Annotated in this window: 19 protein-coding genes and 3 pseudogenes; 20 read left to right on the top strand and 2 right to left on the bottom strand. The window is 60.5% G+C overall.

The features are described from left to right. Nucleotides 1–51 precede the first annotated feature (51 nt). The 6 genes and pseudogenes from BFR47_RS05560 (at nt 52) to BFR47_RS05540 (ending at nt 6209) form a co-directional block, all read left to right on the top strand. Nucleotides 52–1544 (top strand): annotated as a pseudogene (locus BFR47_RS05560) (CoA-acylating methylmalonate-semialdehyde dehydrogenase). Between the two features lie 384 nt (nt 1545–1928). Beyond that, complete coding sequence (locus tag BFR47_RS05555) at nt 1929–3083, top strand: acyl-CoA dehydrogenase family protein (protein ID WP_071472134.1); 1155 nt, start codon at nt 1929–1931, stop codon at nt 3081–3083. A 319-nt stretch (nt 3084–3402) separates the two neighbouring features. Continuing rightward, nucleotides 3403–4530: an enoyl-CoA hydratase/isomerase family protein gene (locus BFR47_RS05550; RefSeq protein WP_071472133.1), complete on the top strand. Its 1128-nt coding sequence runs from the start codon at nt 3403–3405 to the stop codon at nt 4528–4530. 14 nt (nt 4531–4544) lie between these two features. Next, entirely contained in the window at nt 4545–5447 is a 903-nt protein-coding gene (gene mmsB, locus BFR47_RS05545) for a 3-hydroxyisobutyrate dehydrogenase (RefSeq protein WP_071472132.1), read from the top strand. Between the two features lie 2 nt (nt 5448–5449). Further along, the gene (locus tag BFR47_RS19075) at nt 5450–5632 is read left to right on the top strand and encodes an SDR family NAD(P)-dependent oxidoreductase (RefSeq protein ID WP_281245945.1); all 183 of its coding nucleotides are present in this window, start codon (nt 5450–5452) and stop codon (nt 5630–5632) included. Next, nucleotides 5613–6209: an SDR family oxidoreductase gene (locus BFR47_RS05540; RefSeq protein ID WP_281245944.1), complete on the top strand. Its 597-nt coding sequence runs from the start codon at nt 5613–5615 to the stop codon at nt 6207–6209. The genes BFR47_RS19075 and BFR47_RS05540 overlap by 20 nt, the downstream gene beginning before the upstream one ends. A gap of 198 nt (nt 6210–6407) precedes the next feature. On the opposite strand, the gene BFR47_RS05535 is transcribed toward BFR47_RS05540, so the two are convergent. Next, on the bottom strand, nt 6408–8054 hold the full coding sequence (locus BFR47_RS05535) for an electron transfer flavoprotein-ubiquinone oxidoreductase (RefSeq protein WP_071472226.1): 1647 nt from the start codon (nt 8052–8054) through the stop codon (nt 6408–6410). Between the two features lie 148 nt (nt 8055–8202). On the opposite strand from BFR47_RS05535, the gene BFR47_RS05530 reads away from it, so the two are divergent. From BFR47_RS05530 to rpoS, 14 genes and pseudogenes are all read left to right on the top strand, one after another. After that, nucleotides 8203–8952, top strand: a complete 750-nt coding sequence (locus BFR47_RS05530; RefSeq protein ID WP_071472131.1) for an electron transfer flavoprotein subunit beta/FixA family protein — start codon at nt 8203–8205, stop codon at nt 8950–8952. Next, the gene (locus tag BFR47_RS05525; RefSeq protein ID WP_071472130.1) at nt 8952–9878 is read left to right on the top strand and encodes an electron transfer flavoprotein subunit alpha/FixB family protein; all 927 of its coding nucleotides are present in this window, start codon (nt 8952–8954) and stop codon (nt 9876–9878) included. Before BFR47_RS05530 ends, BFR47_RS05525 begins: the two co-directional genes overlap by 1 nt. A 489-nt stretch (nt 9879–10367) precedes the next feature. After that, nucleotides 10368–12004 (top strand): annotated as a pseudogene (gene pyrG / locus BFR47_RS05520) (glutamine hydrolyzing CTP synthase). A gap of 88 nt (nt 12005–12092) precedes the next feature. Then, nucleotides 12093–13393, top strand: a pseudogene (eno, locus tag BFR47_RS05515) (phosphopyruvate hydratase). A 103-nt stretch (nt 13394–13496) separates the two neighbouring features. Beyond that, a complete protein-coding gene (gene ftsB, locus BFR47_RS05510; protein ID WP_071472129.1) occupies nt 13497–13787 on the top strand; it encodes a cell division protein FtsB in 291 nt (96 codons plus the stop codon). Continuing rightward, the gene (gene ispD / locus BFR47_RS05505; protein ID WP_071472225.1) at nt 13787–14479 is read left to right on the top strand and encodes a 2-C-methyl-D-erythritol 4-phosphate cytidylyltransferase; all 693 of its coding nucleotides are present in this window, start codon (nt 13787–13789) and stop codon (nt 14477–14479) included. The genes ftsB and ispD overlap by 1 nt, the downstream gene beginning before the upstream one ends. Beyond that, nucleotides 14476–14952, top strand: coding sequence for a 2-C-methyl-D-erythritol 2,4-cyclodiphosphate synthase (gene ispF, locus BFR47_RS05500; RefSeq protein WP_071472128.1), 477 nt, complete (start codon nt 14476–14478; stop codon nt 14950–14952). Before ispD ends, ispF begins: the two co-directional genes overlap by 4 nt. After that, complete coding sequence (gene truD / locus BFR47_RS05495; protein WP_071472127.1) at nt 14949–15992, top strand: tRNA pseudouridine(13) synthase TruD; 1044 nt, start codon at nt 14949–14951, stop codon at nt 15990–15992. Before ispF ends, truD begins: the two co-directional genes overlap by 4 nt. Beyond that, complete coding sequence (surE, locus tag BFR47_RS17725) at nt 15973–16719, top strand: 5'/3'-nucleotidase SurE (protein WP_071472126.1); 747 nt, start codon at nt 15973–15975, stop codon at nt 16717–16719. Before truD ends, surE begins: the two co-directional genes overlap by 20 nt. A 3-nt stretch (nt 16720–16722) precedes the next feature. Next, nucleotides 16723–17349: a protein-L-isoaspartate(D-aspartate) O-methyltransferase gene (locus BFR47_RS17720; protein ID WP_071472125.1), complete on the top strand. Its 627-nt coding sequence runs from the start codon at nt 16723–16725 to the stop codon at nt 17347–17349. Continuing rightward, nucleotides 17346–17927, top strand: coding sequence for a YqaA family protein (locus tag BFR47_RS05480; RefSeq protein WP_071472124.1), 582 nt, complete (start codon nt 17346–17348; stop codon nt 17925–17927). The genes BFR47_RS17720 and BFR47_RS05480 overlap by 4 nt, the downstream gene beginning before the upstream one ends. Further along, complete coding sequence (locus tag BFR47_RS19420) at nt 17927–18301, top strand: LysM peptidoglycan-binding domain-containing protein (protein ID WP_245748809.1); 375 nt, start codon at nt 17927–17929, stop codon at nt 18299–18301. Before BFR47_RS05480 ends, BFR47_RS19420 begins: the two co-directional genes overlap by 1 nt. Next, nucleotides 18280–18912 carry a peptidoglycan DD-metalloendopeptidase family protein gene (locus BFR47_RS18565; RefSeq protein ID WP_245748808.1) on the top strand — a complete coding sequence of 211 codons (633 nt, stop codon included), beginning with the start codon at nt 18280–18282 and terminating at the stop codon, nt 18910–18912. The genes BFR47_RS19420 and BFR47_RS18565 overlap by 22 nt, the downstream gene beginning before the upstream one ends. Before the next feature lie 42 nt (nt 18913–18954). Beyond that, on the top strand, nt 18955–19926 hold the full coding sequence (rpoS, locus tag BFR47_RS05470) for an RNA polymerase sigma factor RpoS (RefSeq protein ID WP_071472123.1): 972 nt from the start codon (nt 18955–18957) through the stop codon (nt 19924–19926). A 137-nt stretch (nt 19927–20063) separates the two neighbouring features. On the opposite strand, the gene mutS is transcribed toward rpoS, so the two are convergent. Then, entirely contained in the window at nt 20064–22670 is a 2607-nt protein-coding gene (mutS, locus tag BFR47_RS05465; RefSeq protein ID WP_071472122.1) for a DNA mismatch repair protein MutS, read from the bottom strand. Nucleotides 22671–22760: the final 90 nt, after the last annotated feature.

Here is a 22760-nt window from a genome sequence, read left to right as displayed (position 1 = left end):
CCTTGGAGCCTATCGAACCCAGAGCTTATTGAATCCGGAGGGAGTAACGCCATGGCATATCAGGTTCCACTGCTTATTGACGGTAAAATGGTGGCCAGCTGCACCGAACAGTGGCTGGAGGTGAATAATCCGGCCACCCAGAAGGTGATTGCTCTTCTGCCTTGTGCCACCGGGGCAGAAGTGGCGGCGGCGGTGGCGGCGGCCAGCGCCGCCTTTCTTGACTGGAAAGAAACGCCGGTGCCGGAGCGGGGCCGTCTGATGCTGCGTTATCAGGCATTGCTGAAAGAACACCATGATGAAATTGCCCGGCTGCTCAGCCAGGATACCGGCAAGACGCTCGAGGATGCCAGAGGTGATGTGTGGCGCGGTATCGAGGTGGTGGAGCAGGCCGCCAATATCGCCTCGCTCAGCATGGGGGAAACCCAGGAAAACGTGGCGCGCGGGGTCGACTGTTACAGCGTTACCCAGCCGCTGGGGGTCTGCGTGGGGATCACGCCGTTCAATTTTCCGGCCATGATACCGTTGTGGATGTTTCCGATGGCCATTGCCTGCGGCAATACCTTCGTGCTCAAGCCTTCGGAACAGGATCCCCTGGTGCCGATGCGGCTGGCGGAGTTGTTCATGGAAGCGGGGGCACCCGACGGCCTGTTGCAGGTGATACACGGGGGCAAGGAGGTGGTCGACTTGCTGCTGGTGCACCCGGATGTGCGCGCCATTTCCTTCGTCGGCTCGGTGGCGGCGGGCCAGCATATCTATCGCACCGGCACCGACCATCTGAAGCGGGTACAGGCCTTCTGCGGCGCCAAGAACCACATGGTGGTGTTGCCCGATGCCAACCGGCAGCAGGCGGTCAATAACCTGGTCGGGGCCTCGGTCGGTGCTGCCGGTCAGCGTTGCATGGCCATTTCGGTGGCGGTGCTGGTGGGGGAAGCCAATAGCCTGATCCCCGAGCTGCAGGCGGCGATGGAAAAGGTGCATCCCGGCATTTGGATCGATCCCAAGGCCGGTTATGGCCCCTTGATCAGTCCGTCGGCCAAACAGCGGGTATTGCAGCTGATCGCTAGGGGCAAGAGCGAGGGGGCCGACTGCCTGCTCGACGGCAGCCGGGTTCAGGTCAGCGGCTACCCGGACGGCAACTGGCTGGGGCCGACGCTGTTCAGAGGCGTGACCACCGACATGACCATTTACAAGGAAGAGATCTTCGGCCCCGTGCTGTTGGTGATGACGGCGGACAGCTGGATGAGGCCATCGCCCTGGTGAACGCCAACCCCTATGGCAACGGCACCTCGATTTTTACCGCCTCGGGGGCGGCGGCGCGCAAATACCAGCACGAGATCCAGGTCGGTCAGGTGGGCATCAACGTGCCCATACCGGTGCCGTTGCCGTTCTTTTCCTTCACCGGCTGGCGCAATTCCTTCTACGGCGACCTGCATGCCTACGGCAAGCAGGCGGTGCGTTTCTACACCGAAACCAAGACCATCACCGCTCGCTGGTTCGACGACGACGTCGTGGCCGACCCCAATATGTCGATTCACCTGAAATGACAGCAAAGTCTGTCCCTTGGTCACATATCCAGATTAGGAGAACAGCTTGGTTTTTAGCTCAATGTTTGCACTTAGGCCAAAGGGCCAGCTCCGCCGACACGCCGTGAACCCAGCCCAGGGGGCTCAGCCGCACCATTCATGGTGCGGATGGTCGGCTGAGCAGATCCCTTTGTCCTCCCTGAAACCCGGCATCGCTTGTTTGTGATGCCAACAGTTAGCTCGGGCTCAAAATGAGGCTGTAGGGATTGCCTCGGCCGACCATCACATGTCAGGGATGACATGTGTGAGCCTTACATGGATGTACTTGTAGCGTGTCGGAGGAGGCAACCCTGCTGCCTCTGAGCTCGACAAGCCAGCATCTTTTTTTGACCGGAGGGAGAGCTTATGGACTTTGAACTGAGTGACGAACAGCGCGCCTTCGTCGAGCTGGCCGATGACTTTGCCCGTAACGAACTGGAGCCCCATGCCGCCGACTGGGATCGGGATCATTACTTTCCGGTCGAGGTGCTGCAACAGGCCGGCGAGCTCGGCTTCTGCGGCCTCTACACTCCGGAGTCGGCCGGTGGCCTGGGTCTGAGCCGGCTCGACGCCAGCCTGATCTTCGAACGCCTGTCCACGGGTTGCACCTCCACCACCGCCTTCCTCACCATCCATAACATGGTCACCTGGATGGTGGCGAGCTTCGGAGCAGAGGACGGCTGGGCCCGCTGGGGCGAAGGACTGGTCAGTGGCCGCCTGCTGGGATCCTACTGCCTGACCGAAGCCAATGCCGGATCCGACGCCGCCGCCCTGAAAACCAGTGCCCGTCGGGTCGGTGATCATTACGAGCTCAACGGCAGCAAGATGTTTATCTCCGGCGCCGGCAGTACCCAGGTGCTGGTGGTGATGGCCCGTACCGGTGTCGAGGGCGCCGGCGGCATTTCCGCCTTCGCGCTGGATGCCGACACCCCGGGCATCAGCTATGGCCGGCCCGAGGACAAGATGGGCTGGAACAGCCAGCCGACCCGCACCGTTACTTTCGAGGGGGTAAAGGTACCGGCCGGGCAGTTGCTGGGACGGGAAGGAGAGGGCTTCAAGATAGCGATGAAGGGGCTGGATGGCGGGCGCGTCAATATTGCCAGCTGCTCGCTGGGCACGGCCCAGCAGGCACTGAACAAGGCGCGGCAGTACCTGCAGGAGCGTAGTCAGTTCGGCCGTAAACTGGCCGAGTTTCAGGCGCTGCAATTTACCATTGCCGACATGGCCACCGAATTGGTGGCGGCCCGCCAGCTGGTGCGACTGGCCGCTTGCAGGCTGGATGCCGGCCACCCGGACGCCACCACCTATTGCGCCATGGCCAAGCGGTTTGCCACCGATGTGGGGTTTAGGGTGTGCGATCAGGCGCTGCAGTTGTATGGCGGCTACGGTTATATCCGGGAATACCCGCTGGAGCGTTATCTGCGCGATACCCGGGTGCATCGTATTCTGGAAGGTAGCAACGAAATCATGAAATTGCTGATCGCCCGCCGGGTGCTGGCGGAAGGGAGTGGGGAGTTGTGATGGCGGTTGTGGAAAAGGGGACGTCAGTCGGACAAAGGGTCTGATCCTCCGACACGCTGTGGATACGTCCATGTACGCTCTCCGTTTCGTCCCTGAAACGGAAGGTCGTCGGAGCAGATCCCTTTGTCCTCCTCGGGACAGCGGAGTCTCCGGATGGCACCTTCAACAGACAGCTCCAAGTCGTTCAAGAGGCCACAGGGATTGCCTCAGCCGACCATCACATGCCATGGATGGCATGGGTGAGCTTACATGGATGTACTTGCAGCGTGTCGGGGGAGGTGGCCCTGTGGCCTCTGAAGCTTCGGTATAAGGAGAATGCATGAGTGGCCTGATCATTGATGAGTATCCAACCACTGGTGGCAGACGTATCGGTCATATCAGGCTGAATGCCGAGCGCAGTCTCAATGCCCTGACGCTGGAGATGATCGAGCAGATGCTGCCGACCCTGAGCGCCTGGCAGCAGGATCCGCAGTTGGTGGCGGTGCTGCTCGATGGCGTCGGCGACAAAGCCTTCTGCGCCGGCGGTGATGTGGTGAGTCTGTATCATGCCATTCGAGCAACCGGGCCTGCCGATGAACGGGGGCTGACGCCGGTTCCCGAATTGGCGGCGCGCTTCTTCGAGCAGGAATACCGGCTCGATTACCTGCTGCATACCTTCGACAAGCCGGTGTTGTGCTGGGGGGGGGGCATCGTGATGGGCGGCGGCATGGGATTGTTCAGCGCCAGCTCGCACCGCATCGTCACCGAAACCAGCCGCCTGGCGATGCCGGAAGTGACCATAGCGCTGTATCCGGATGTGGGCGGTAGCTGGTTTCTCAATCGTTTACCGCCGGGGCTGGGGGAATTTATCGCCCTGACCGGGTGCGCCATCAACGGGAACGACGCCCACTGGCTGGGACTGGGCAACAGAGCCATCGCCGCCGGCAAGCGGGGCGAGTTGCTGCCGGCCTTGCTGGCGGTGGCGGACTGGAGCAATCCTGCGGCGGCGGTGAATGCCGTGCTGCGCCAGCTGGAGGTTGACTCGGTGGGAGCTTTCGCCGGGTTGCCGTCCCCCTTGCGGCAGTATCAGCCACGGATCCGCCGTCTGCTGGACAAAGACAGTCTGAAGGAGAAGGTGGCGGCGATACTCGAGGCCGAGTGTGAGGATCCCTGGTATCACAAGGCCCGGCAAAGCCTGGCAGCGGGCAGCCCGCTGGCCATGGCGGTGATTGCCGGGCAGCTGCATCGTAGCCGGCACAGTTCGCTGGTAGAGGTGTTTCGCCAGGAGTTGGCGCTGTCGGTGCAGTTGTGTCGGTTTCGGGAGTTTGCCGAGGGGGTAAGGGCGCGGCTGATCGACAAGGACAACAGGCCCGACTGGACTTTCGGCAGCCTGGATGAGGTGGACGAAGGGATATTGACGGCGTTGTTTGAATCACCCTGGCCGGTCAATCCGCTGACGAGTCTGTAACGGAGGTAGGCATTATGGCAAGCATCGCATTTATCGGTCTGGGCAACATGGGCAGCCCCATGGTGGTGAACCTGCTCAGGGCCGGGCATCGGGTGCGGGTATACGATTTGCAACCCGAAGCCGTTCACCGGGCTGCCGGGCAGGGTGCCATGGCGGCCGGGTCTGCCGCCGAGTCGGTGCAGCAGGCGGAGGTGGTGATCACCATGCTGCAAAGCGGCACTCAGGTAGACTCCCTCTATGTGAGCGGTCCGGATCCCCTGTTCGATCATCTGGCGGCGGGCACCCTGGTGATCGACTGTTCTACCATCGATGCGGCCACCGCCCGGGCCACGGCCGCCCAGGCCATGACCCATGGGCTGGAGTTTATCGACGCGCCGGTCTCCGGCGGGGTGGCCGGCGCCGAGGCCGGTACCCTCACCTTTATTGTCGGTGGTACGGCAGGGCAATTTGCCCGGGCCGAACCGATATTGAGCCAGATGGGGCAGAAGATCCTGCATGCGGGTGAACACGGGGCGGGCCAGATAGCCAAGGCCTGCAACAACATGCTGCTGGCGGTGCAGATGGCGGGCACCTGCGAGGCGCTCAACATGGGTGTCAACAACGGCCTGGATCCCAAGGTGCTGTCGGAGATCATCAAGCAGAGCTCGGGCAACAACTGGGTGCTGCAGTTGTATAACCCGGTGCCGGGGGTGATGGACAAGGTGCCGGCATCCCGTGGTTATCAGGGGGGCTTTCAGGTTCGGCTGATGTGCAAGGATCTGAATCTCGCCATGGAGCTTAGCCAGGGCAGCGGCTCTCCGGTTCCCATGGGGTCGGCCGCCAGAGCCTTGTTCAACCTGCATCAGGTGGCGGGCTTTGATGAACTGGATTTTTCCAGCCTGCTGAGGTTATTCCGGCCGATCGAGGGAGGTGAGTAGTCATGGACATCAAAGGCAAGGTAGTGGCGATTACCGGCTCGGGCCGGGGGCTGGGGCAGGCGATGGCGCACCATCTGGCTCGCAAGGGCGCGACGCTGGCGCTGATCGACAACAACGAGAAGGATCTGCCAAAAGCGGCGAAATGGTGGCGGCCACCGGCGCCGGGTGGGGGTCTATCTGTGTGATATCACCGATGAAACCCGGGTGACGGAAACCTTCGGTCATCTGGTACGGGAGCTGGGCGGCCTGAAAGTACTTGTCAACAATGCGGGGCTGATGCGCGATGCCCTGCTGGTCAAGCTGGAAGAGGGCAAGGTGGTCAACAGGATGAGCCTGCAACAGTGGCAGCAGGTGGTGGATGTCAACCTCACCGGCACTTTTCTCTGCGGACGGGAGGCGGCGGCTATCATGGCCGAACGGGGCGAGGGCGGTCTTATCGTCAATATTTCCTCGGTGGCCCGGGCCGGTAATCGCGGCCAGAGCAATTATGCGGCCACCAAGGCCGGGGTGGCGTCGCTGGTGGTGTGCTGGGCCGGCGAGCTGAGCCGTTATGGCATCCGGGTGGCGGGTATTGCCCCCGGGGTGATTGCCACTCCCATGACCGCACAGATGAAACCGGAAGCGATGGCGCGTATCACCCGAAATATTCCCCTCGGGCGCCTGGCCGAGACCGACGAGCTGGTGCACAGTCTGCAGTACATTATCGACAACGAGTATTTTCATGGCCGGGTGCTGGAAATGGACGGCGGCCTGCGGCTGTAGGACTAAAGTCTGACTTGTGTAACGAGGAGTCCGGGCGTAAAGTTTTTGCAGTGCATACACGAACACGCAACCGGTGTGCCCCTGCGTTACAACAGAGCCAATGACAAAAAATAATAACAAGCTTTGCCATCCCCCGAAGGCATTGATTCCGACAGGTTATTGGGATCACGGCCTTAGGGGTTTTTTTATATCCGCTTGTTACATGTTGGGGTAGTTGGGACCGCTGCCGCCTTCCGGTGGTGTCCAGCGAATGTTCTGTGCCGGATCCTTGATGTCGCAGGCCTTGCAGTGCACACAGTTGGCGGCATTGATCTGAAATTGCGGTTCGCCGGCATTATCGATGATTTCGTAGACCCCGGCCGGGCAGTAACGCTGGGCCGGCTCGCCGAAGCGCGGCAGGTTGTCGCGCAGCGGCAGTTCGGGGTCGGCCAGCAGCAGGTGGCAGGGTTGATCTTCGTCGTGACCGGTATTGGCCAGATACACCGACGACAAGCGGTCGAATGACAGCTGGCCGTCGGGCCGGGGGTAGCTGATTTTTCGACCCCGGTCGGCGGGCGTCAGGGTCGCGTGATCGGGGCGCTTGTCGTGCAGGGTAAAGGGTAGTTTCCCCCCCAGCCAGTTGTGATTCAGATAATTGAAGGCGCCGCCCAGCCAGGGACCGAGTTTATGCAGTGCGGGAGCGAAATTTCGGCTCTGGCTCAACTCCCGGTAAAGCCAGCTGTCTTTGAAGGCGGCCTCGAAATCGGTGAGGATGTTGGCACCCGCGTCGCCGCCGGCCAGGCTCTGCACCAGGGTGTCGGCGGCCAGAATGCCGGACTTCATGGCGGTATGAATGCCCTTGATCCTGGCGCCATCCAGGGTGCCGGCATCGCAGCCCAGCAGCAGGGCACCGGGCATGGTCATGCTCGGTAGCGAGTTCAGGCCACCCTTGGTAATGGCGCGAGCACCAAAGGCGAGACGCTTGCCATCGTAAAGGTGACGAGCCAGCAGCGGATGATGCTTGAGCCGCTGAAACTCCTCGTACGGGCTGAGCCAGGGGTTGCTGTAGTCGAGATCCACGATCAGGCCTACCGCCACCTGGCCGTCATCGCCGTGATACATGAAAAATCCGCCCCGGGCGTCCTCCAGTGGCCAGCCGCTGCCGTGTATCACCAGACCGGGCCGGTGGCGTTCCGGCGCCACCTGCCACAACTCCTTGATGCCGAGACCGTAATGCTGGGCATCCCGGCCCTGGTCGAGCTCGAAACGGGCAATCAGCTCCTTGCCGATATGACCGCGGCTGCCCTCGGCAAAAAGGGTGTATCTGGCGCGCAGCTCCATGCCCGGCACATGGTTGGGCTTGGGGTGGCCATCTGCTCCAAGCCCCATGTCGCCGGTGAGAATACCGCATACCGCCCCCTGCTCATCGTAAAGCGGTGACTGGGCGGCAAAGCCCGGGAAGACGGCTACTCCCAACTGCTCGGCCTGGCTCGCCAGCCAGCGGCACAGGTTGCCCAGGCTGATGATGTAATTACCCTGATTGTGCATGGGAGCGGGTACCAGAGCGGAGGGAAGCTCGATGCCGCCGGTGTCGCTGGTCAGCATGTAGACGCGGTCGTCGTTCACAGCGGTGTGTATCGGCGCACCCCGGGCGTGCCAGTCCGGAAACAACTCGGCCAGGGCGCGGGTGTCGAGCAGGGCACCGGACAGAATATGCGCGCCGACCTCGGCTCCTTTCTCCACCACGCAGACGCTGAGGGTCAGGCCGGCATCGGCGGCCTGTTGCATCAGTCGGCAGGCGGCAGACAGCCCGGCGGGGCCGGCTCCCACTATCACCACATCAAACTCCATCGATTCCCGTTGCATCATCCGGCCCCGCTCGTGTTGGGTATGGTTCAGATTGACCTATGGCTAAAGTATTGTATTGGTTGTGATATTTAACAAAGGTGAAAACGGCAGGATCTGGGCTCATGGAGTAATATTAAAGCAGATCCGAAAGCGTCCGGAGGCAAGGATGAAGGTGCTGGTCACGGTCAAGAGAGTTATCGATTACCACGTCAGGGTGCGGGTGCGGGCCGATCAGAGCGACGTGGATCTGGGCAATGTGAAGATGGCAGCCAACCCCTTCTGCGAGATCGCGCTGGAAGAGGCGGTGCGCATGAAGGAGGCGGGCTGGGTATCGGAAATCGTCGCCGTGTCCATCGGTCCGCAGGCGGCGCAGGAGCAATTGCGCCTGGCGCTGGCGCTGGGCGCCGACCGGGCCCTGCTGGTGACCGCCGATGGCGTGGTCGAGCCACTGACGGTGGCCAGGCTGCTGGCAAAGCTGGTGGAGCGGGAGCAGCCCGGGCTGGTGTTGCTCGGCAAGCAGTCCATCGACACCGACAACAACCAGGTGGGCCAGATGCTGGCGGCACTGACCGGCTGGCCTCAGGGCACCTTTGCCTCTCGTATCGAACGGGATGGCGACGAGGTAAGAGTGACCCGCGAGGTGGATGGTGGTCTGCAGACCCTGGCGCTGACGCTGCCGGCGGTGGTGACCACGGATCTACGGCTGAACGAGCCGCGTTATGTCTCCCTGCCCAATATCATGAAGGCCAAACAGAAACCGCTGGACACCCTCACCGCCGAGCAGCTGGGGGTTGAACCCCGGGTTCATACCCGGTTGGTGAAGGTGACGGCGCCTCCGGAGCGTAAGGCGGGCATCCGGGTCAAGGGTGTGGCCGAGCTGGTGGATAAACTGAGAAACGATGCAAAGGTGATCTGATGGCGACACTGGTGATAGCAGAATACGATAACGCCGGCCTCAAACCCGCCACCCTGCATGCCCTGACGGCCGCCACCCAGCTGGGTGGCGAGATCGATCTGCTGGTGATGGGCCATGGCTGCCGGGCGGTGGCCGAAGCCGGTACCGGCTTCGCTGTCGGCAAGGTGTTGCTGGCAGACGATGCCGGCTACGAACATCAGCTGGCCGAGCCCTGCGCCGCACTGGTGGTGTCGCTGGCCGGTGATTACAGTCATGTGCTGGCGGCGTCCACCACCCAGGGCAAGAATCTGCTACCAAGGGTGGCGGCGCTGCTGGATGTGGGCATGGTGTCGGACGTGATGGCCATCGAGACAGCCGATACCTTCCGCCGCCCTATTTATGCGGGCAATGCCATCGCCACGGTGCAGTCGCTGGACCCGGTCAAGGTACTGACGGTGCGTGCCACCGCTTTCGAGGCCATGGTGCCGGGTGACGGACAGGCGGAACTTGCAGTGCTGACGCCGGTGGCTGGCCCCGGAGGCAGCCGCGTTGTCGGCGAGGAGCTGGCGACCAGCGAGCGACCCGAGCTGACCGCGGCGCGGGTGGTTATTTCCGGCGGTCGGGGAATGGGCTCGAAAGAGAACTTTGCCTTGCTGGAGCAACTGGCCGACAAGCTGACCGCAGCGGTAGGCGCCACCCGGGCGGCGGTGGATGCGGGCTTTGCCGCCAATGACATGCAGGTGGGACAAACAGGCAAGATAGTGGCGCCCGAACTCTATATTGCGGTGGGCCTCTCCGGCGCTATCCAGCATCTGGCGGGGATGAAAGACTCGAAGATCATCGTGGCCATCAACAAGGATGCCGAAGCCCCCATTTTCGACGTGGCCGATTATGGTCTGGTCGCCGATCTGTTCGAAGTGCTGCCGGAGCTGAAAAGCATGCTGTGAGGCGGCCGTCGCCGATCCGGTGTACAGATTGTGCGCGATACCGGCGCGCCATGGTGGCGGGTTGTCGAGTTTAACACCACTGAAGTAGAGCTCATCTCGTGTCATTGTTAAGTATGTTAACGAAGTGTGTGGCGCGGGCTGCACCATGTCACACACACCGAAATTCACACTGTCTGGCTTATAACTTTAATTGTATTAGTGACTTAGTTATGGTGTGGAGAGTGAGTAAGCAGTTGGGCGTCAGGGTTCAACTTTTCTTTTTGTTGTAATAAAACAACAAGTGCGGCTATAGTGACGTCCAGTCTGTCGTCGTCAACCGGTTCGAATGAACGCTCACATGGGAACAAGGGGGAAAAATGGCAAAGAATAATCACTCCGCGGCCGGCACCCGTACATTGTTTCGTTGTCGTTATCGGCCATCTTGCGTATACTTTTACCCCGTCTTGAATTCCACATTTCATTCGTTCCCTAGCTTTCTTCAGGTTCTGCATGACGACTAAATATATTTTTGTTACTGGTGGGGTTGTTTCCTCTCTGGGTAAAGGCATTGCTGCCGGCTCCCTGGCGGCCATCCTCGAGGCTCGTGGTCTTAATGTGACCATTATGAAGCTGGATCCTTACATCAACGTAGATCCGGGTACCATGAGCCCGACCCAGCACGGTGAAGTCTTCGTGACGGATGACGGTGCTGAAACCGACCTGGATCTTGGCCATTACGAGCGTTTCATCCGTACCAAGATGACTCGCCGCAACAACTTCACTTCCGGCCGTGTTTATGCGGATGTGCTGCGCAAGGAACGACGTGGCGACTACCTGGGAGCAACCATTCAGGTGATCCCGCATATCACCAATGCCATCAAGGACAGAGTGATTGCCGGTGCCGAAGGGCATCAGGTGGCTATTGTGGAAGTCGGCGGCACTGTCGGTGATATCGAATCGCTGCCGTTCCTCGAAGCGTTGCGCCAGCTGGCGGTGGTCGTGGGCCGGGAAAACACCCTGTTCATGCACCTGACGCTGGTACCCTACATGGCGGCGGCCGGCGAGGTTAAAACCAAGCGACCCAGCATTCGGTCAAAGAACTGCTGTCCATCGGCATTCAGCCCGACATCCTGATCTGCCGCAGCGACCGGGCCATTCCTGCCAACGAGCGCAGCAAGATAGCGCTGTTCTGCAACGTGTCCGAAAAGGCCGTTATCTCCCTGAAAGACGTGGACTCCATCTACAAGATCCCGGCGCTGCTGCGCTCTCAGGGTCTGGACGAACTGGTGGTCAAGCGTTTCGGTCTGGAGTGTCCGCCCTCGGATCTGTCCGAGTGGGAGCAGGTTATCTATGAAGAAGCCAACCCCATGGGTGAAGTGACCATCGGCATGGTTGGTAAATACATCGAGCTGCCCGATGCCTACAAGTCGGTGAACGAGGCACTCAAGCACGGTGGCCTGAAAAACCGGCTGACCGTCAACATCAAATATATCGACTCCCAGGATCTGGAAAGCAAAGGACTGGGGCTGCTCGAAGGTCTGGATGCCATTCTGGTGCCCGGCGGTTTCGGTGAACGCGGCGTCGAAGGCAAGATCATGGCCGCCCGTTATGCGCGGGAAAACCGGGTGCCTTATCTGGGCATCTGCCTGGGTATGCAGGTGGCATTGATCGAATACGCCCGCAACGTGGCGGGCCTGGAAGGCGCCCACTCGTCCGAGTTCGATCCCAAGAGTCCTTACCCGGTGGTGGGTCTGATCACCGAATGGGTTGACGAAGAAGGCAATGTGGAAGTGCGTGACGAAGGATCCGATCTGGGTGGCACCATGCGCCTGGGCGCCCAGCTGTGTCATCTGGAGCCAGGCTCCAAGGTGCACGCCCTGTACGGCTCGGATACCATCTATGAGCGTCACCGCCACCGCTATGAAGTCAACAACCGCCTGTTGCCCAAAATGGAAGCAGCCGGCCTGAAAGTGACCGGTCGCTCCGCCGACAAGAAACTGGTGGAGATCATCGAAAACCCGGATCACCCCTGGTTTGTGGCAGCCCAGTTCCATCCGGAATTCACCTCTACCCCGCGCGATGGCCACGGCCTGTTCGCCGGTTTCGTGAAGGCGGCGGGACAATACCAGCAGGGCGAGCTGGAGTAATCTGACACCACGGCTGAGCCTGCAGGGCTTGGCCGTATTTTTAGTGCTTTATCTCGTTTTTACCTTTCAACTAAGAGGAAGTTAGAGAATGGCTAAGATCGTTAAAGTGATCGGTCGTGAAATCATCGACTCTCGTGGTAACCCTACCGTAGAAGCCGATGTGTTCCTGGAAGGCGGTTTCATGGGCCGCGCCGCGGCACCCTCTGGTGCTTCTACCGGTTCCCGCGAAGCGCTGGAACTGCGTGACGGCGACAAGTCCCGCTTTCTGGGCAAGGGCGTGCAGACTGCCGTTGCCAACATCAACGACCAGATCGCCGCCGCTCTGATAGGCAAGGATGCAACCCAACAGGCCGAAATCGACCAGATCATGATTGACCTGGACGGCACCGACAACAAGGCGACCCTGGGCGCCAACGCCATCCTGGCCGTGTCTCTGGCTACTGCCAAGCTGCCGCCGCCGCCAAAGGCTTGCCTCTGTACGCCTGGATCGCCGAACTGAACGGCACCCCCGGTCAGTACTCCATGCCGCTGCCGATGATGAACATCATCAATGGCGGTGAGCACGCCGATAACAACGTCGACATTCAGGAATTCATGATCCAGCCGGTCGGCGCCAAAAACATCAAGGAAGCCCTGCGTATCGGTGCCGAGGTGTTCCACAACCTGGCCAAGGTACTGAAGGCCAAGGGCCTGAGCACCGCCGTGGGCGACGAAGGTGGCTTCGCGCCGGATCTGGAGTCCAACGCTGCCGCCCTGGCTGCGATCAAGGAAGCGGTAGAGCAGGCCGGTTACGTGCTGGGTAAAGACGTGACGCTGGCCATGGACTGCGCCGCCTCCGAGTTCTTCGACAAGGAAGCGGGTAACTACAACCTGAAAGGCGAAGGCAAGGTCTTCTCTTCCCAGGAATTCAGCCATTACCTGGAAGAGCTGACCAAGCAGTATCCGATCGTGTCTATCGAGGACGGACTGGACGAGTCCGACTGGGACGGTTTTGCTTACCAGACCAAGATCCTGGGTGACAAGATCCAGCTGGTGGGTGATGACCTGTTCGTCACCAACACCAGGATCCTGAAAGAAGGTATCGACAAGGGTATTGCCAACAGCATCCTGATCAAGTTCAACCAGATCGGTTCCCTGACCGAAACCCTGAACGCCATCAAGATGGCCAAGGACGCCGGTTACACTGCGGTGATTTCTCACCGTTCCGGTGAAACCGAAGATGCCACCATCGCCGATCTGGCGGTAGGCACCTGCGCCGGCCAGATCAAGACCGGCTCCATGAGCCGCTCCGATCGGGTTGCCAAGTACAACCAGCTGATCCGCATTGAGGAAGAGCTGGGTGCCAAGGCTCCGTACCGCGGTCTGTCCGAGGTGAAAGGCCAGGCTTAATCCGCCGACCTGACTTGAATGAAACAGAAGCCCCGCCCCGTGCGGGGTTTCTTTTGTTCGGCTCCCGAATATGGGAAACTAGCGCGCTACCTTTGGAGGATTGATGCGCACCCTGACGCTGATACTGCTCGCCCTGTTAGGCGCCCTGCAATACCACTTGTGGTGGGGCAAGAACGGCTTGGCCGAATATAACGAAGCCAAGGCCAATGTTGCCCGCCAGATGACCGATAATGAACAACTGGTCACGCGTAACGCTTTGTTGTACCGGGAAATCGAAGATCTCAACAAGGGCCTGGCGGCGGTGGAAGAACTGGCTCGCAACGACCTCGGCATGATCAAACCCGGAGAGACCTTTTACCGCTTGCTGCTGGCGGAAGAACCATCATCACCATGATTTCTGACCTGTCTTTTACCGCCGTGGTGCCCGCGGCCGGGATCGGCAGCCGCATGGCGGCCGACATCCCCAAACAATACCTGTCGCTGGGCGGTCGTACCGTGCTCGAACAGACCCTGGCCCGGCTGCTGGATCACCCGGCCATCGGCCGCATTATCGTGGCCACCGCCGAGCAGGACCCCTGGTTTGAACAGCTGGCTATTGCCCGCCACCCTCGGATATTGCGAGTGACCGGCGGGCGTGAACGGGCCGATTCGGTGCTCAATGCGCTGGCTCATGTCGAGACCGACTGGGTGCTGGTACACGATGCGGCCCGGCCCTGCCTGCATCGGCTCGATCTCGATGCGGTGCTGGCGGCGGGGCAGCAGCCTCAGGGCGCCGTGCTCGCTTGTCGGGTACGTGACACCATGAAGCGGGGCGACGGTGAGGGAGCCATCAGCACCAGTGTGTCCCGGGACGAACTCTGGCATGCGCTGACGCCACAATGCTTTGCCACCGTCCCCTTGCGGCAGGTGTTGAGCGATGCCCTGGCGGCCGGTTGCGTCATTACCGACGAGGCTTCGGCCATGGAATGGGCCGGTTTTCATCCCCGGCTGGTGGAAGGGCGTGCCGACAATATCAAGATAACCCGCCCGGAAGACCTTGGCCTGGCGGGTTTTTTTCTGCAGCAGATGAATGAGAGCAAGATATGATGCGAATCGGACACGGTTTCGACGTGCACAAGTTTGGTGGTCAGGGGCCCTGTATCCTGGCCGGGGTAGCGGTGCCCTATACACAGGGGTTGCTGGCCCACTCCGACGGTGATGTGGTGCTGCACGCCCTGAGTGACGCCCTGCTCGGCGCCATCGGCGCCGGCGATATCGGTCGCCATTTTCCGGATACCGATGCGGCCTATGCCGGCATCGACAGCCGTATCCTGTTGCGCGACGTGTTCGAGCGCGTCAGACAGGCCGGTTTTACCTTGGGCAACGCGGACATCACCGTGCTGGCCCAAGCGCCCAGGCTGGCGCCTTTCATCGGGGACATGGTGGCCAATATCGCCGCCGATCTGCAGGCAGATCCCACCCTCGTCAACGTCAAGGCCACCACCACCGAGCAGCTCGGTTTTGTGGGCCGCAAGGAAGGCATAGCGGCAGAAGCCGTGGTGCTACTGGTAAAAGCATGAACAACAACTGGCATTATCTGCACGGACAGCCCGAATACAGTGGCCGCCTGAAGGCGGCACCGGAAGATTTTATCGTGCGCGAAGACCTGGGCTTTGGTCCCGGTGGCGAGGGTGAGCATATCCTGCTGCATATCCGCAAGCGTGGCCAGAATACCCAGTGGGTGGCGCGCGAGCTGGCGCGGCTGGCGGGAGTGGCGCAGCGGGATGTGACCTGGGCCGGACTCAAGGACCGGCATGCGGTGACCGAACAGTGGTTTGGAGTGCATCTGCCAGGCAAGGAGATGCCCGACTTTTCCAGCCTCGAAAATGACGATGTGCAGATCCTGGCCATTGCCCGCCACCATAAAAAACTGAAAACCGGTGCCCTCAAGGGTAACTGGTTCGAGCTCAGAGTCACCGAGCTGGAGGGGCAGGGAGATCTGGAATCCCGGCTGACCGCCATCGCCGAACGCGGTGTACCCAATTACTACGGCGATCAGCGTTTTGGCCGGGAGTTCGGCAACCTGAATCAGGCCAGAGCCATGTTCAACGGCCGCCGGGTCAAGGATCGCAACAAGCGCTCGCTGTATCTGTCGTCCGCCCGCAGTTATCTGTTCAATCTGGCGGCCAGCCATCGACTGGCCGCCGGTCTGGGTGAGCAGTTGCTGGACGGCGACTGTGTGATGCTGTCCGGCACCCAGTCTTTCTTTACCCTGGGCGAAGACAATCCGCTGGATGAGACCATGCAGGCCCGTTTTGACGAAGGCGATGTGCGTTTGAGCGCCCCGCTGTGGGGCCGGGGCCGGCTGGCGAGCCGTGGTCAACCCGGCGAGCTGGAACAGGCGGCGATCGCCGGACAGGAAGACTTGTGTGCGGGGCTCGAAGCCAACGGCCTGAAACAGGAACGGCGACCCTTGCTGCTCAAGCCCGAGCAGATGAGTTGGAGCAGAGAAGGCGACAGCCTGAGGCTGTCGTTCTGGCTGCCGGCTGGCAGCTACGCCACCAGTCTGGTACGGGAATTAATCAAGGATAATGGAAGCGATGAAGATACTGGTGAGTAATGATGACGGTGTGAATGCCCAGGGCATTCGCACCTTGAGCCGGGCGTTGGCAGAATTTGCCGAGGTGGTGACGGTGGCGCCGGATCGTAATCGCAGCGGAGCCAGTCATTCTCTGACGCTGGAAGTACCGTTGCGGGCCGACAAGCTGGATGACAGCGGTTTTTATTCGGTCAAGGGCACCCCAACCGACTGTGTGCACTGGGCGGTGAACAGCCTGCTGGATCCGGATCCGGATATGGTGGTGGCCGGCATCAATCATGGCGCCAACTTGGGTGACGATGTGCTTTATTCCGGCACGGTCGCGGCGGCCACCGAAGGTCGCCATCTGGGTTTGCCCTCGCTGGCGGTATCGCTGTGTGGCGATCGATATTTCGAAAGCGCGGCCCACTATGCCTGCCTGTTGGTACAGGGATTATTACGGGCGCCGTTGTCGGCCAATCAGATCCTGAATGTGAATGTGCCCGACTTGCCTCTGGCGGAGATTAAGGGTATCAAAGTGACTCGTCTGGGTAATCGGCATCGCAGTGAGGCGGTACTGAAAGAGTATGATCCCCGTGGTCGCCCCATTTACTGGATTGGGCCTCCCGGCGCCATTCAGGATGCGGGTGAAGGCACCGACTTTGACGCGGTGGAGCGGGGCTATGTATCCATTACCCCACTGACCATCGATATGACGGCTTATGCCCAGATGGCGGCGCTGGCCAGCTGGATTAAAGAAGTGGAGTGACGGGTGCTCACGTTAGCAGGACAGCAACTTTATCGTTTGCTGAAACAACAGGGAATTCGGGACGAGCGGGTATTGCAGGCCATCGCCGGTCTGCCGAGAACCCAGTTCGTCGATGAGGCCATGGCGCACAAGGCCTGGGAAAACAGCGCCCTGCCCATCGGTTTTGGCCAGACCATCTCTCAGCCCTATATCGTGGCGCGGATGACGGAAGTGGTGCTGGCTCGGCAGCCCAGCCGGGTGCTGGAAATCGGTACCGGCTCGGGTTTTCAGACGGCGGTACTGGCGCAACTGGTCGAGCAGGTCTTTACCATCGAACGGATCAAGTCGTTGCAGTATCAGGCCCGGCGCCGGTTGCAGCGGCTGGACTTGCACAACGTGTCTACCAAGCACGGCGATGGCTGGCAGGGCTGGGCCAGCAAGGCTCCTTTCGACGCCATTCTGGTGACGGCGGCGGCACAGGAAACTCCGCAGGCACTGCTGTCACAGTTAGCGGATGGCGGGCGCATGGTGATCCCGGTAGGACAGAGTCAGCAGTCACTGTGGCTCTATCAACGGCATGGTGATCAATTTTCTCGCACCGAACTGGAGTCGGTGCGTTTTGTACCTTTGGTGAAGGGTGAGCTTGAGTGAAGATCTTTTCTCGGTTGTATCGGCGGGTCATGATGTGGGCTGTGCATCGACATGCGCCGGTGTATCTGTCGATGACCAGTTTTGTGGAGTCCATTTTCTGGCCGGTGCCGGTGGACGTGATGCTGGCGCCCATGGCGCTGGCCCGACCGGAACGGGCCTGGCGTTATGCCGCCCTGGCCACCTTGTTCTCGGTGCTGGGCGCGGCCTTCGGCTACCTGCTGGGCTATGCGCTGTGGGAGCCGGTGGTGCAGCCCTTTATCACCACCATGGGTTATGAAGGCAAAATGGACATCGCCCGGCAGTGGTTTGATCAATGGGGCATATGGGTCATCTTCATTGCCAGCTTTACGCCGATTCCCTACAAGGTGTTTACGGTCACCGCCGGCTTGCTGCAGATGGCGTTTCTGCCTTTTCTGCTGATATCTCTGGTGGGCCGCGGCCTGCGCTTTTTTCTGGTGTCGGGCATGATGGTCTGGGGCGGTGTCAGGATGGAGCGCAAGCTGATTCAGTACATCGATATCCTCGGCTGGCTGTGTCTGGCGGCGGTGGTGGTGGCCTATCTGTTGCTGAGACACTGATGCAGCGGCGGGGCGGCTTTTTCTGGCTGGGGGGTGTCAACCTGTTGTTGATCACCCTGTTGACAGCCTGCTCCGCCTCTCGCCCGGCGCCGGTGGTCGGGGTACATGCCAGCGGCCATTTTCAGGCCGATGGCCGCCGTTATGTGGTGGTGAAGGGCGATACCCTTTATTCCATCGCCTGGCAGGCCGGTACCGATGTGCCCACCTTGCGCGGCACAATGGTATTCAACCGCCTTACGCCATTTATCCCGGCCAGACCCTGCGACTGGACGTTCCCGGCGCCGCCCGGGCGCAATACCGGGTACGTCGTGGCGACACCCTCAGTATCATCGCGCGCAACACCGGTCATTCGGTGGCCGATCTGGCGACCCTGAACGGGCTCAAACCTCCTTATCGTATCTATGTGGGGCAGTCCTTGACGTTGCGTTCCGGCGCGGACGAAAGTCATGGCAACACCTCGCCCGCTTCCCGACCGGCACCGGGCAAGACGCCAGAGCAGGTGACCCGTGTCACTGCCACGCCGACCCCGGCAAAAGTATCAAAGCCTCTTGCACCCGCCAAAGGAAAAGCATACGCTGGTTCTGGCGTACAAAAAAACACCTCTGTCAATGCGACCATTGTCTGGCGTTGGCCCACCGCAGGCCCGGTCATATCGGGGTTTTCGCTGGCCGAAACCGGTAACAAAGGGATTGATATCAGAGGGAGCCGGGGGCAGGCCGTCAAGGCGGCGGCGGCCGGCAAGGTAGTCTACGCAGGGAATGCGCTACGTGGTTACGGTAATCTTATTATCATCAAACACAACGATGATTACTTGTCTGCCTATGCTCACAACGAAGTGCTCCGGGTCAAGGAGCAACAATCGGTGAGTTCGGGTCAGCATATAGCGGATATGGGGAGCAGTGATACTACTGATGTTCGGTTACATTTCGAAATCCGGTATCAGGGGTCGTCGGTGAACCCAATGAAATATCTGCCCAAGCGATAGGTTCCGGGAAACAGGTAGTACCCGGATTAAGGGAGAACTGCCATGAGCCATAGTAAAAAAACAACCCACGGCGATGACGTGGAGCAGGATATCGGTACTGAACAGGATGTGATGACCGGTAGTGACGAAAAGGAAAGTATTCAGGAAGAAGAAATCCTTAATGTACCAAACCAGCGCACGCTGGATGTGACCCAGCTTTATCTGGGAGAAATCGGCTTTTCGCCTCTGCTGACCGCAGAGGAAGAAGTGCTCTATTCCCGCCGCGCCCTGCGTGGTGATCTGGTCGCCCGCAAGCGGATGATTGAGTCCAACCTGCGGCTGGTGGTCAAGATATCCCGCCGTTACAACAACAGAGGACTGGCGCTGCTGGATTTGATTGAAGAGGGTAACCTCGGTCTGATCCGTGCGGTTGAGAAGTTCGATCCCGAGCGGGGCTTTCGTTTCTCGACCTATGCCACCTGGTGGATCCGCCAGACCATAGAGCGGGCCATCATGAACCAGACCCGCACCATCCGTCTGCCCATCCATGTGGTCAAGGAACTCAATGTGTATCTGCGAACCGCCCGGGAGCTGGCCCATAGCCTCGATCACGAGCCGACGGCGGAAGAGATTGCCGCCGCCCTCGACAAGCCGGTGGAAGACGTTTCCCGTATGCTCAAGCTGAATGAAAAAATCAGCTCGGTGGACACTCCCATCGGCGGCGACGGCGACAAGGCCCTGCTCGATGTGATCACCGACGAGAACGATACGGATCCGGAAACCGAAACCCAGGACGACGATATGCGCGTCAGCCTGGTACGCTGGCTGGAAGAGCTCAATCCCAAGCAGCGGGAAGTACTGGCCCGTCGTTTTGGTCTGCTCGGCTACGAGGCGTCGACGCTGGAAGATGTAGGCCGGGAAATCGGTCTGACCCGAGAGCGAGTACGGCAGATCCAGGTCGAATCCCTGCGCCGGCTGAAGGAGGTTCTGACCCAGCAGGGCCTGTCGATAGACACCCTGTTCCACAGCGACTGAGTGCGGAAGTACGGCGGTAAGCCGTAGGCAAAAAATAAAAAACAGCCCGACTTCTGTCGGGCTGTTTTGTTCCCGGTTGCCAGTATTCCCCCGCTATAAGGGGACCGCACGCAAGAGGCGGGTTTACCCTGCTCCGCTTAACGCCCGGTTTGACGGCTCTGTTTCAGTTGATACAACAGCTCCAGCGCCTGGCGCGGGCTGAGGTCGTCCGGGTTCACTTCATCGAGTAGCAGCAGCGACGGATCCGGCTCGGCTTCGAACAGCGGCAGCGAGGGCTGCAGGGCCTGATTATCCCGCGAGCGGGGGTTGGTCTTTTTCACTTCTTTTGCCGGTGGCTGATGCCCGCTTTCCAGCTCGGCCAGTTTCTGCCGGGCCAGTGCCAGCACCGGCTTTGGCACCCCGGCCAGGGCGGCCACCTGCAAGCCGTAAGAGCGGCTTGCCGCCCCTTCCTGCACCGCATGCATGAAGGCGATGGTGTCTTCGTGCTCCACCGCATCCAGGTGCACGTTGGCCACCTCGGGCCACAGGCCCGCCAGCTCGGTCAGCTCGAAGTAATGGGTGGCGAACAGGGTATAGGCATGCAGCCGGTTGGCCAGCGCATCGGCGCAGGACCAGGCCAGGGCCAGGCCGTCGTAGGTACTGGTACCCCGGCCGATTTCATCCATCAACACCAGGCTGTGACGGCTGGCATTGTTGAGGATATTGGCGGTTTCGGTCATTTCCACCATGAAGGTGGAGCGGCCCGAGGCCAGATCGTCCGAGGCACCGATACGGGTGAAGATACGGTCCACCTTGCCGATGCGGGCGCGCTGGGCCGGTACGAAGGCACCGATATAGGCCATCAGCACGATCAGCGCCGTCTGCCGCATGTAGGTGGATTTACCCCCCATGTTCGGCCCGGTGATCACCAGCATCCGGCGCTGTCCGGACAGCAACAGGGGGTTGGCGATAAAGGGATCCGTCATCACCTGCTCGACCACCGGATGACGACCTTCCTCGATGTCGATCACCTCGTCATCGGTCAGCTCGGGGCGGCAGTAGTGCAGGCTTTCGGCACGCTCGGCCAGGTTGGCGAATACATCCAGCTGTGCCAAGGCGATGGCACTGTGCTGCAGTGGCTGCAACTGTTCCAGCAGCCGATCCAGCAGTGCCTCGTACAGTTTCTTTTCCAGTGCCAGGCCCTTGCTCTGAGCGTTGAGCACCTTGTCTTCGTACTCTTTCAGCTCGGGGATGATGTAGCGCTCGTTGTTTTTCAGGGTCTGGCGGCGCACATAATGTACCGGCACCAGATGGGCGCTGGCCCGGCCGACTTCGATATAGAAGCCGTGCACCCGATTGTAGGCCACCTTGAGGGTGGAAATGCCGGTGGCGGCCTTTTCCCGAGCTTCCAGTTCTTCCAGATAGCGGTGAGCGCCGGCGGCCAGTTCACGCAGCTCGTCCAGCTCGGGGCTGAAGCCTTCGCGAATGACGCCGCCGTCGCGGATCAGCACCGGCGGGGTATCGACCACCGCCTGCTCCAGCAGTTCGGCCAGATCGGGATAAAGGCCTATGCGCTCGGACAGTGTATGCAGAGCGGGCGCATCGGCTTCATTCAGGTGTTGCCTGATGTCGGGCAGGGCCTGCAATGCGGCGCGCAACCGACTCAGATCCCGGGGGCGGGCCGAGCGCAATGCCAGCCGTGCCAGCACCCGTTCCATATCCCCGACCTGGCGCAGGGGCTGGTGCAGCGCTTCATGGCGGCCCTGCTCCATCAGCAGGGCGATGATATCCTGGCGCCGGTTGAGTTCTGCAAGATCGCGACTGGGCTGGTGGATCCAGCGCTTGAGCAGACGACTGCCCATGGCGGTGGCGGTGTTGTCCAGCACCTCGGCCAGGGTGTTTTCCATGGTGCCGGACAGGTTCAGGGTCAGCTCCAGGTTGCGCCGGGTGGCGGCATCCATCACCACCATGTCCTGACTGCGCTCCAGGCGAATACGGTTGATATGGGGCAGGGCGGTACGCTGGGTATCCTTGACGTACTGCAGCAGGCAGCCGGCGGCACAGAGCGCGGTAGTGGACTGTTCGACGCCGAAGCCCACCAGATCCCGGGTGCCGAATTGCTGGCACAGCAGGTGGCGGGCGGTGTCCAGATCGAACTCCCATTCGGGCCGGCGGCGCAGGCCCTTGCGTTGCTCTATCAGTGCATAGTAGTGAAAACCTTCCGGATACAGCAGCTCGGCGGGCTGGGTGCGTTGCAGCTCGGCGGTCAGCGCCTCTTCGGTATCGAACTGGTTGAGCACGAAATGACCGGTGCTGACATCGATGATGCCGTAACCGAACTGCTGACCGTCGTGATACACCGCCGCCAGATAGTTGTCCTGCCGCTCCACCAGCAGGGCTTCGTCGGACAGGGTGCCGGGCGTCACGATGCGAACTACCTGCCGCTCCACCGGTCCCTTGCTGGTGGCCGGGTCGCCAATCTGCTCGCAGATGGCCACCGACTCGCCCATCTGTACCAGCCGGGCCAGATAGTTTTCGGCCGCATGGTGAGGCACGCCCGCCATGGGTATGGCGTTGCCCCCCGATTTTCCGCGCTTGGTCAGGGAAATATCCAGCAGGCGTGAGGCCTTCCTGGCATCATCAAAGAACAGCTCATAAAAATCACCCATGCGATAGAACAGCAGAATGTCCGGATGTTGCGCCTTGAGGGCGAGATATTGCTGCATCATGGGTGTGTGTTGTTGTGGAATATCTTCTCTTTTCATGATTTTAGATGCCGCTAGTTGCTGTATTTAAAGGGTTTTTGTTGTTACCTAATTTCTCTGACTGTTCCATGTTGTCCCAATGAATCTCAC

It is taken from the genome of Oceanisphaera psychrotolerans (genome assembly GCF_001870485.1).
Classification (GTDB): Bacteria; Pseudomonadota; Gammaproteobacteria; order Enterobacterales; family Aeromonadaceae; genus Oceanimonas; species Oceanimonas psychrotolerans.
Note: the sequence above shows the minus strand (reverse complement) of the source record. Positions and strands in the feature narration are given on the sequence as shown.

Bases quoted from the DNA above. Each gene is read 5' to 3' on its own strand.
- BFR47_RS05530 (WP_071472131.1), top strand. From the start codon at position 8,203: ATGAAGGTGCTGGTCACGGTCAAGAGAGTTATCGATTACCACGTCAGG.
- BFR47_RS05550 (WP_071472133.1), top strand. From the start codon at position 3,403: ATGAGTGGCCTGATCATTGATGAGTATCCAACCACTGGTGGCAGACGT.
- BFR47_RS05555 (WP_071472134.1), top strand. From the start codon at position 1,929: ATGGACTTTGAACTGAGTGACGAACAGCGCGCCTTCGTCGAGCTGGCC.
- BFR47_RS05535 (WP_071472226.1), bottom strand. From the start codon at position 8,054: ATGCAACGGGAATCGATGGAGTTTGATGTGGTGATAGTGGGAGCCGGC.
- BFR47_RS19075 (WP_281245945.1), top strand. From the start codon at position 5,450: ATGGACATCAAAGGCAAGGTAGTGGCGATTACCGGCTCGGGCCGGGGG.
- ftsB (WP_071472129.1), top strand. From the start codon at position 13,497: ATGCGCACCCTGACGCTGATACTGCTCGCCCTGTTAGGCGCCCTGCAA.
- BFR47_RS05525 (WP_071472130.1), top strand. From the start codon at position 8,952: ATGGCGACACTGGTGATAGCAGAATACGATAACGCCGGCCTCAAACCC.
- surE (WP_071472126.1), top strand. From the start codon at position 15,973: ATGAAGATACTGGTGAGTAATGATGACGGTGTGAATGCCCAGGGCATT.
- mutS (WP_071472122.1), bottom strand. From the start codon at position 22,670: ATGAAAAGAGAAGATATTCCACAACAACACACACCCATGATGCAGCAA.
- BFR47_RS19420 (WP_245748809.1), top strand. From the start codon at position 17,927: ATGCAGCGGCGGGGCGGCTTTTTCTGGCTGGGGGGTGTCAACCTGTTG.
- rpoS (WP_071472123.1), top strand. From the start codon at position 18,955: ATGAGCCATAGTAAAAAAACAACCCACGGCGATGACGTGGAGCAGGAT.
- ispF (WP_071472128.1), top strand. From the start codon at position 14,476: ATGATGCGAATCGGACACGGTTTCGACGTGCACAAGTTTGGTGGTCAG.
- truD (WP_071472127.1), top strand. From the start codon at position 14,949: ATGAACAACAACTGGCATTATCTGCACGGACAGCCCGAATACAGTGGC.
- mmsB (WP_071472132.1), top strand. From the start codon at position 4,545: ATGGCAAGCATCGCATTTATCGGTCTGGGCAACATGGGCAGCCCCATG.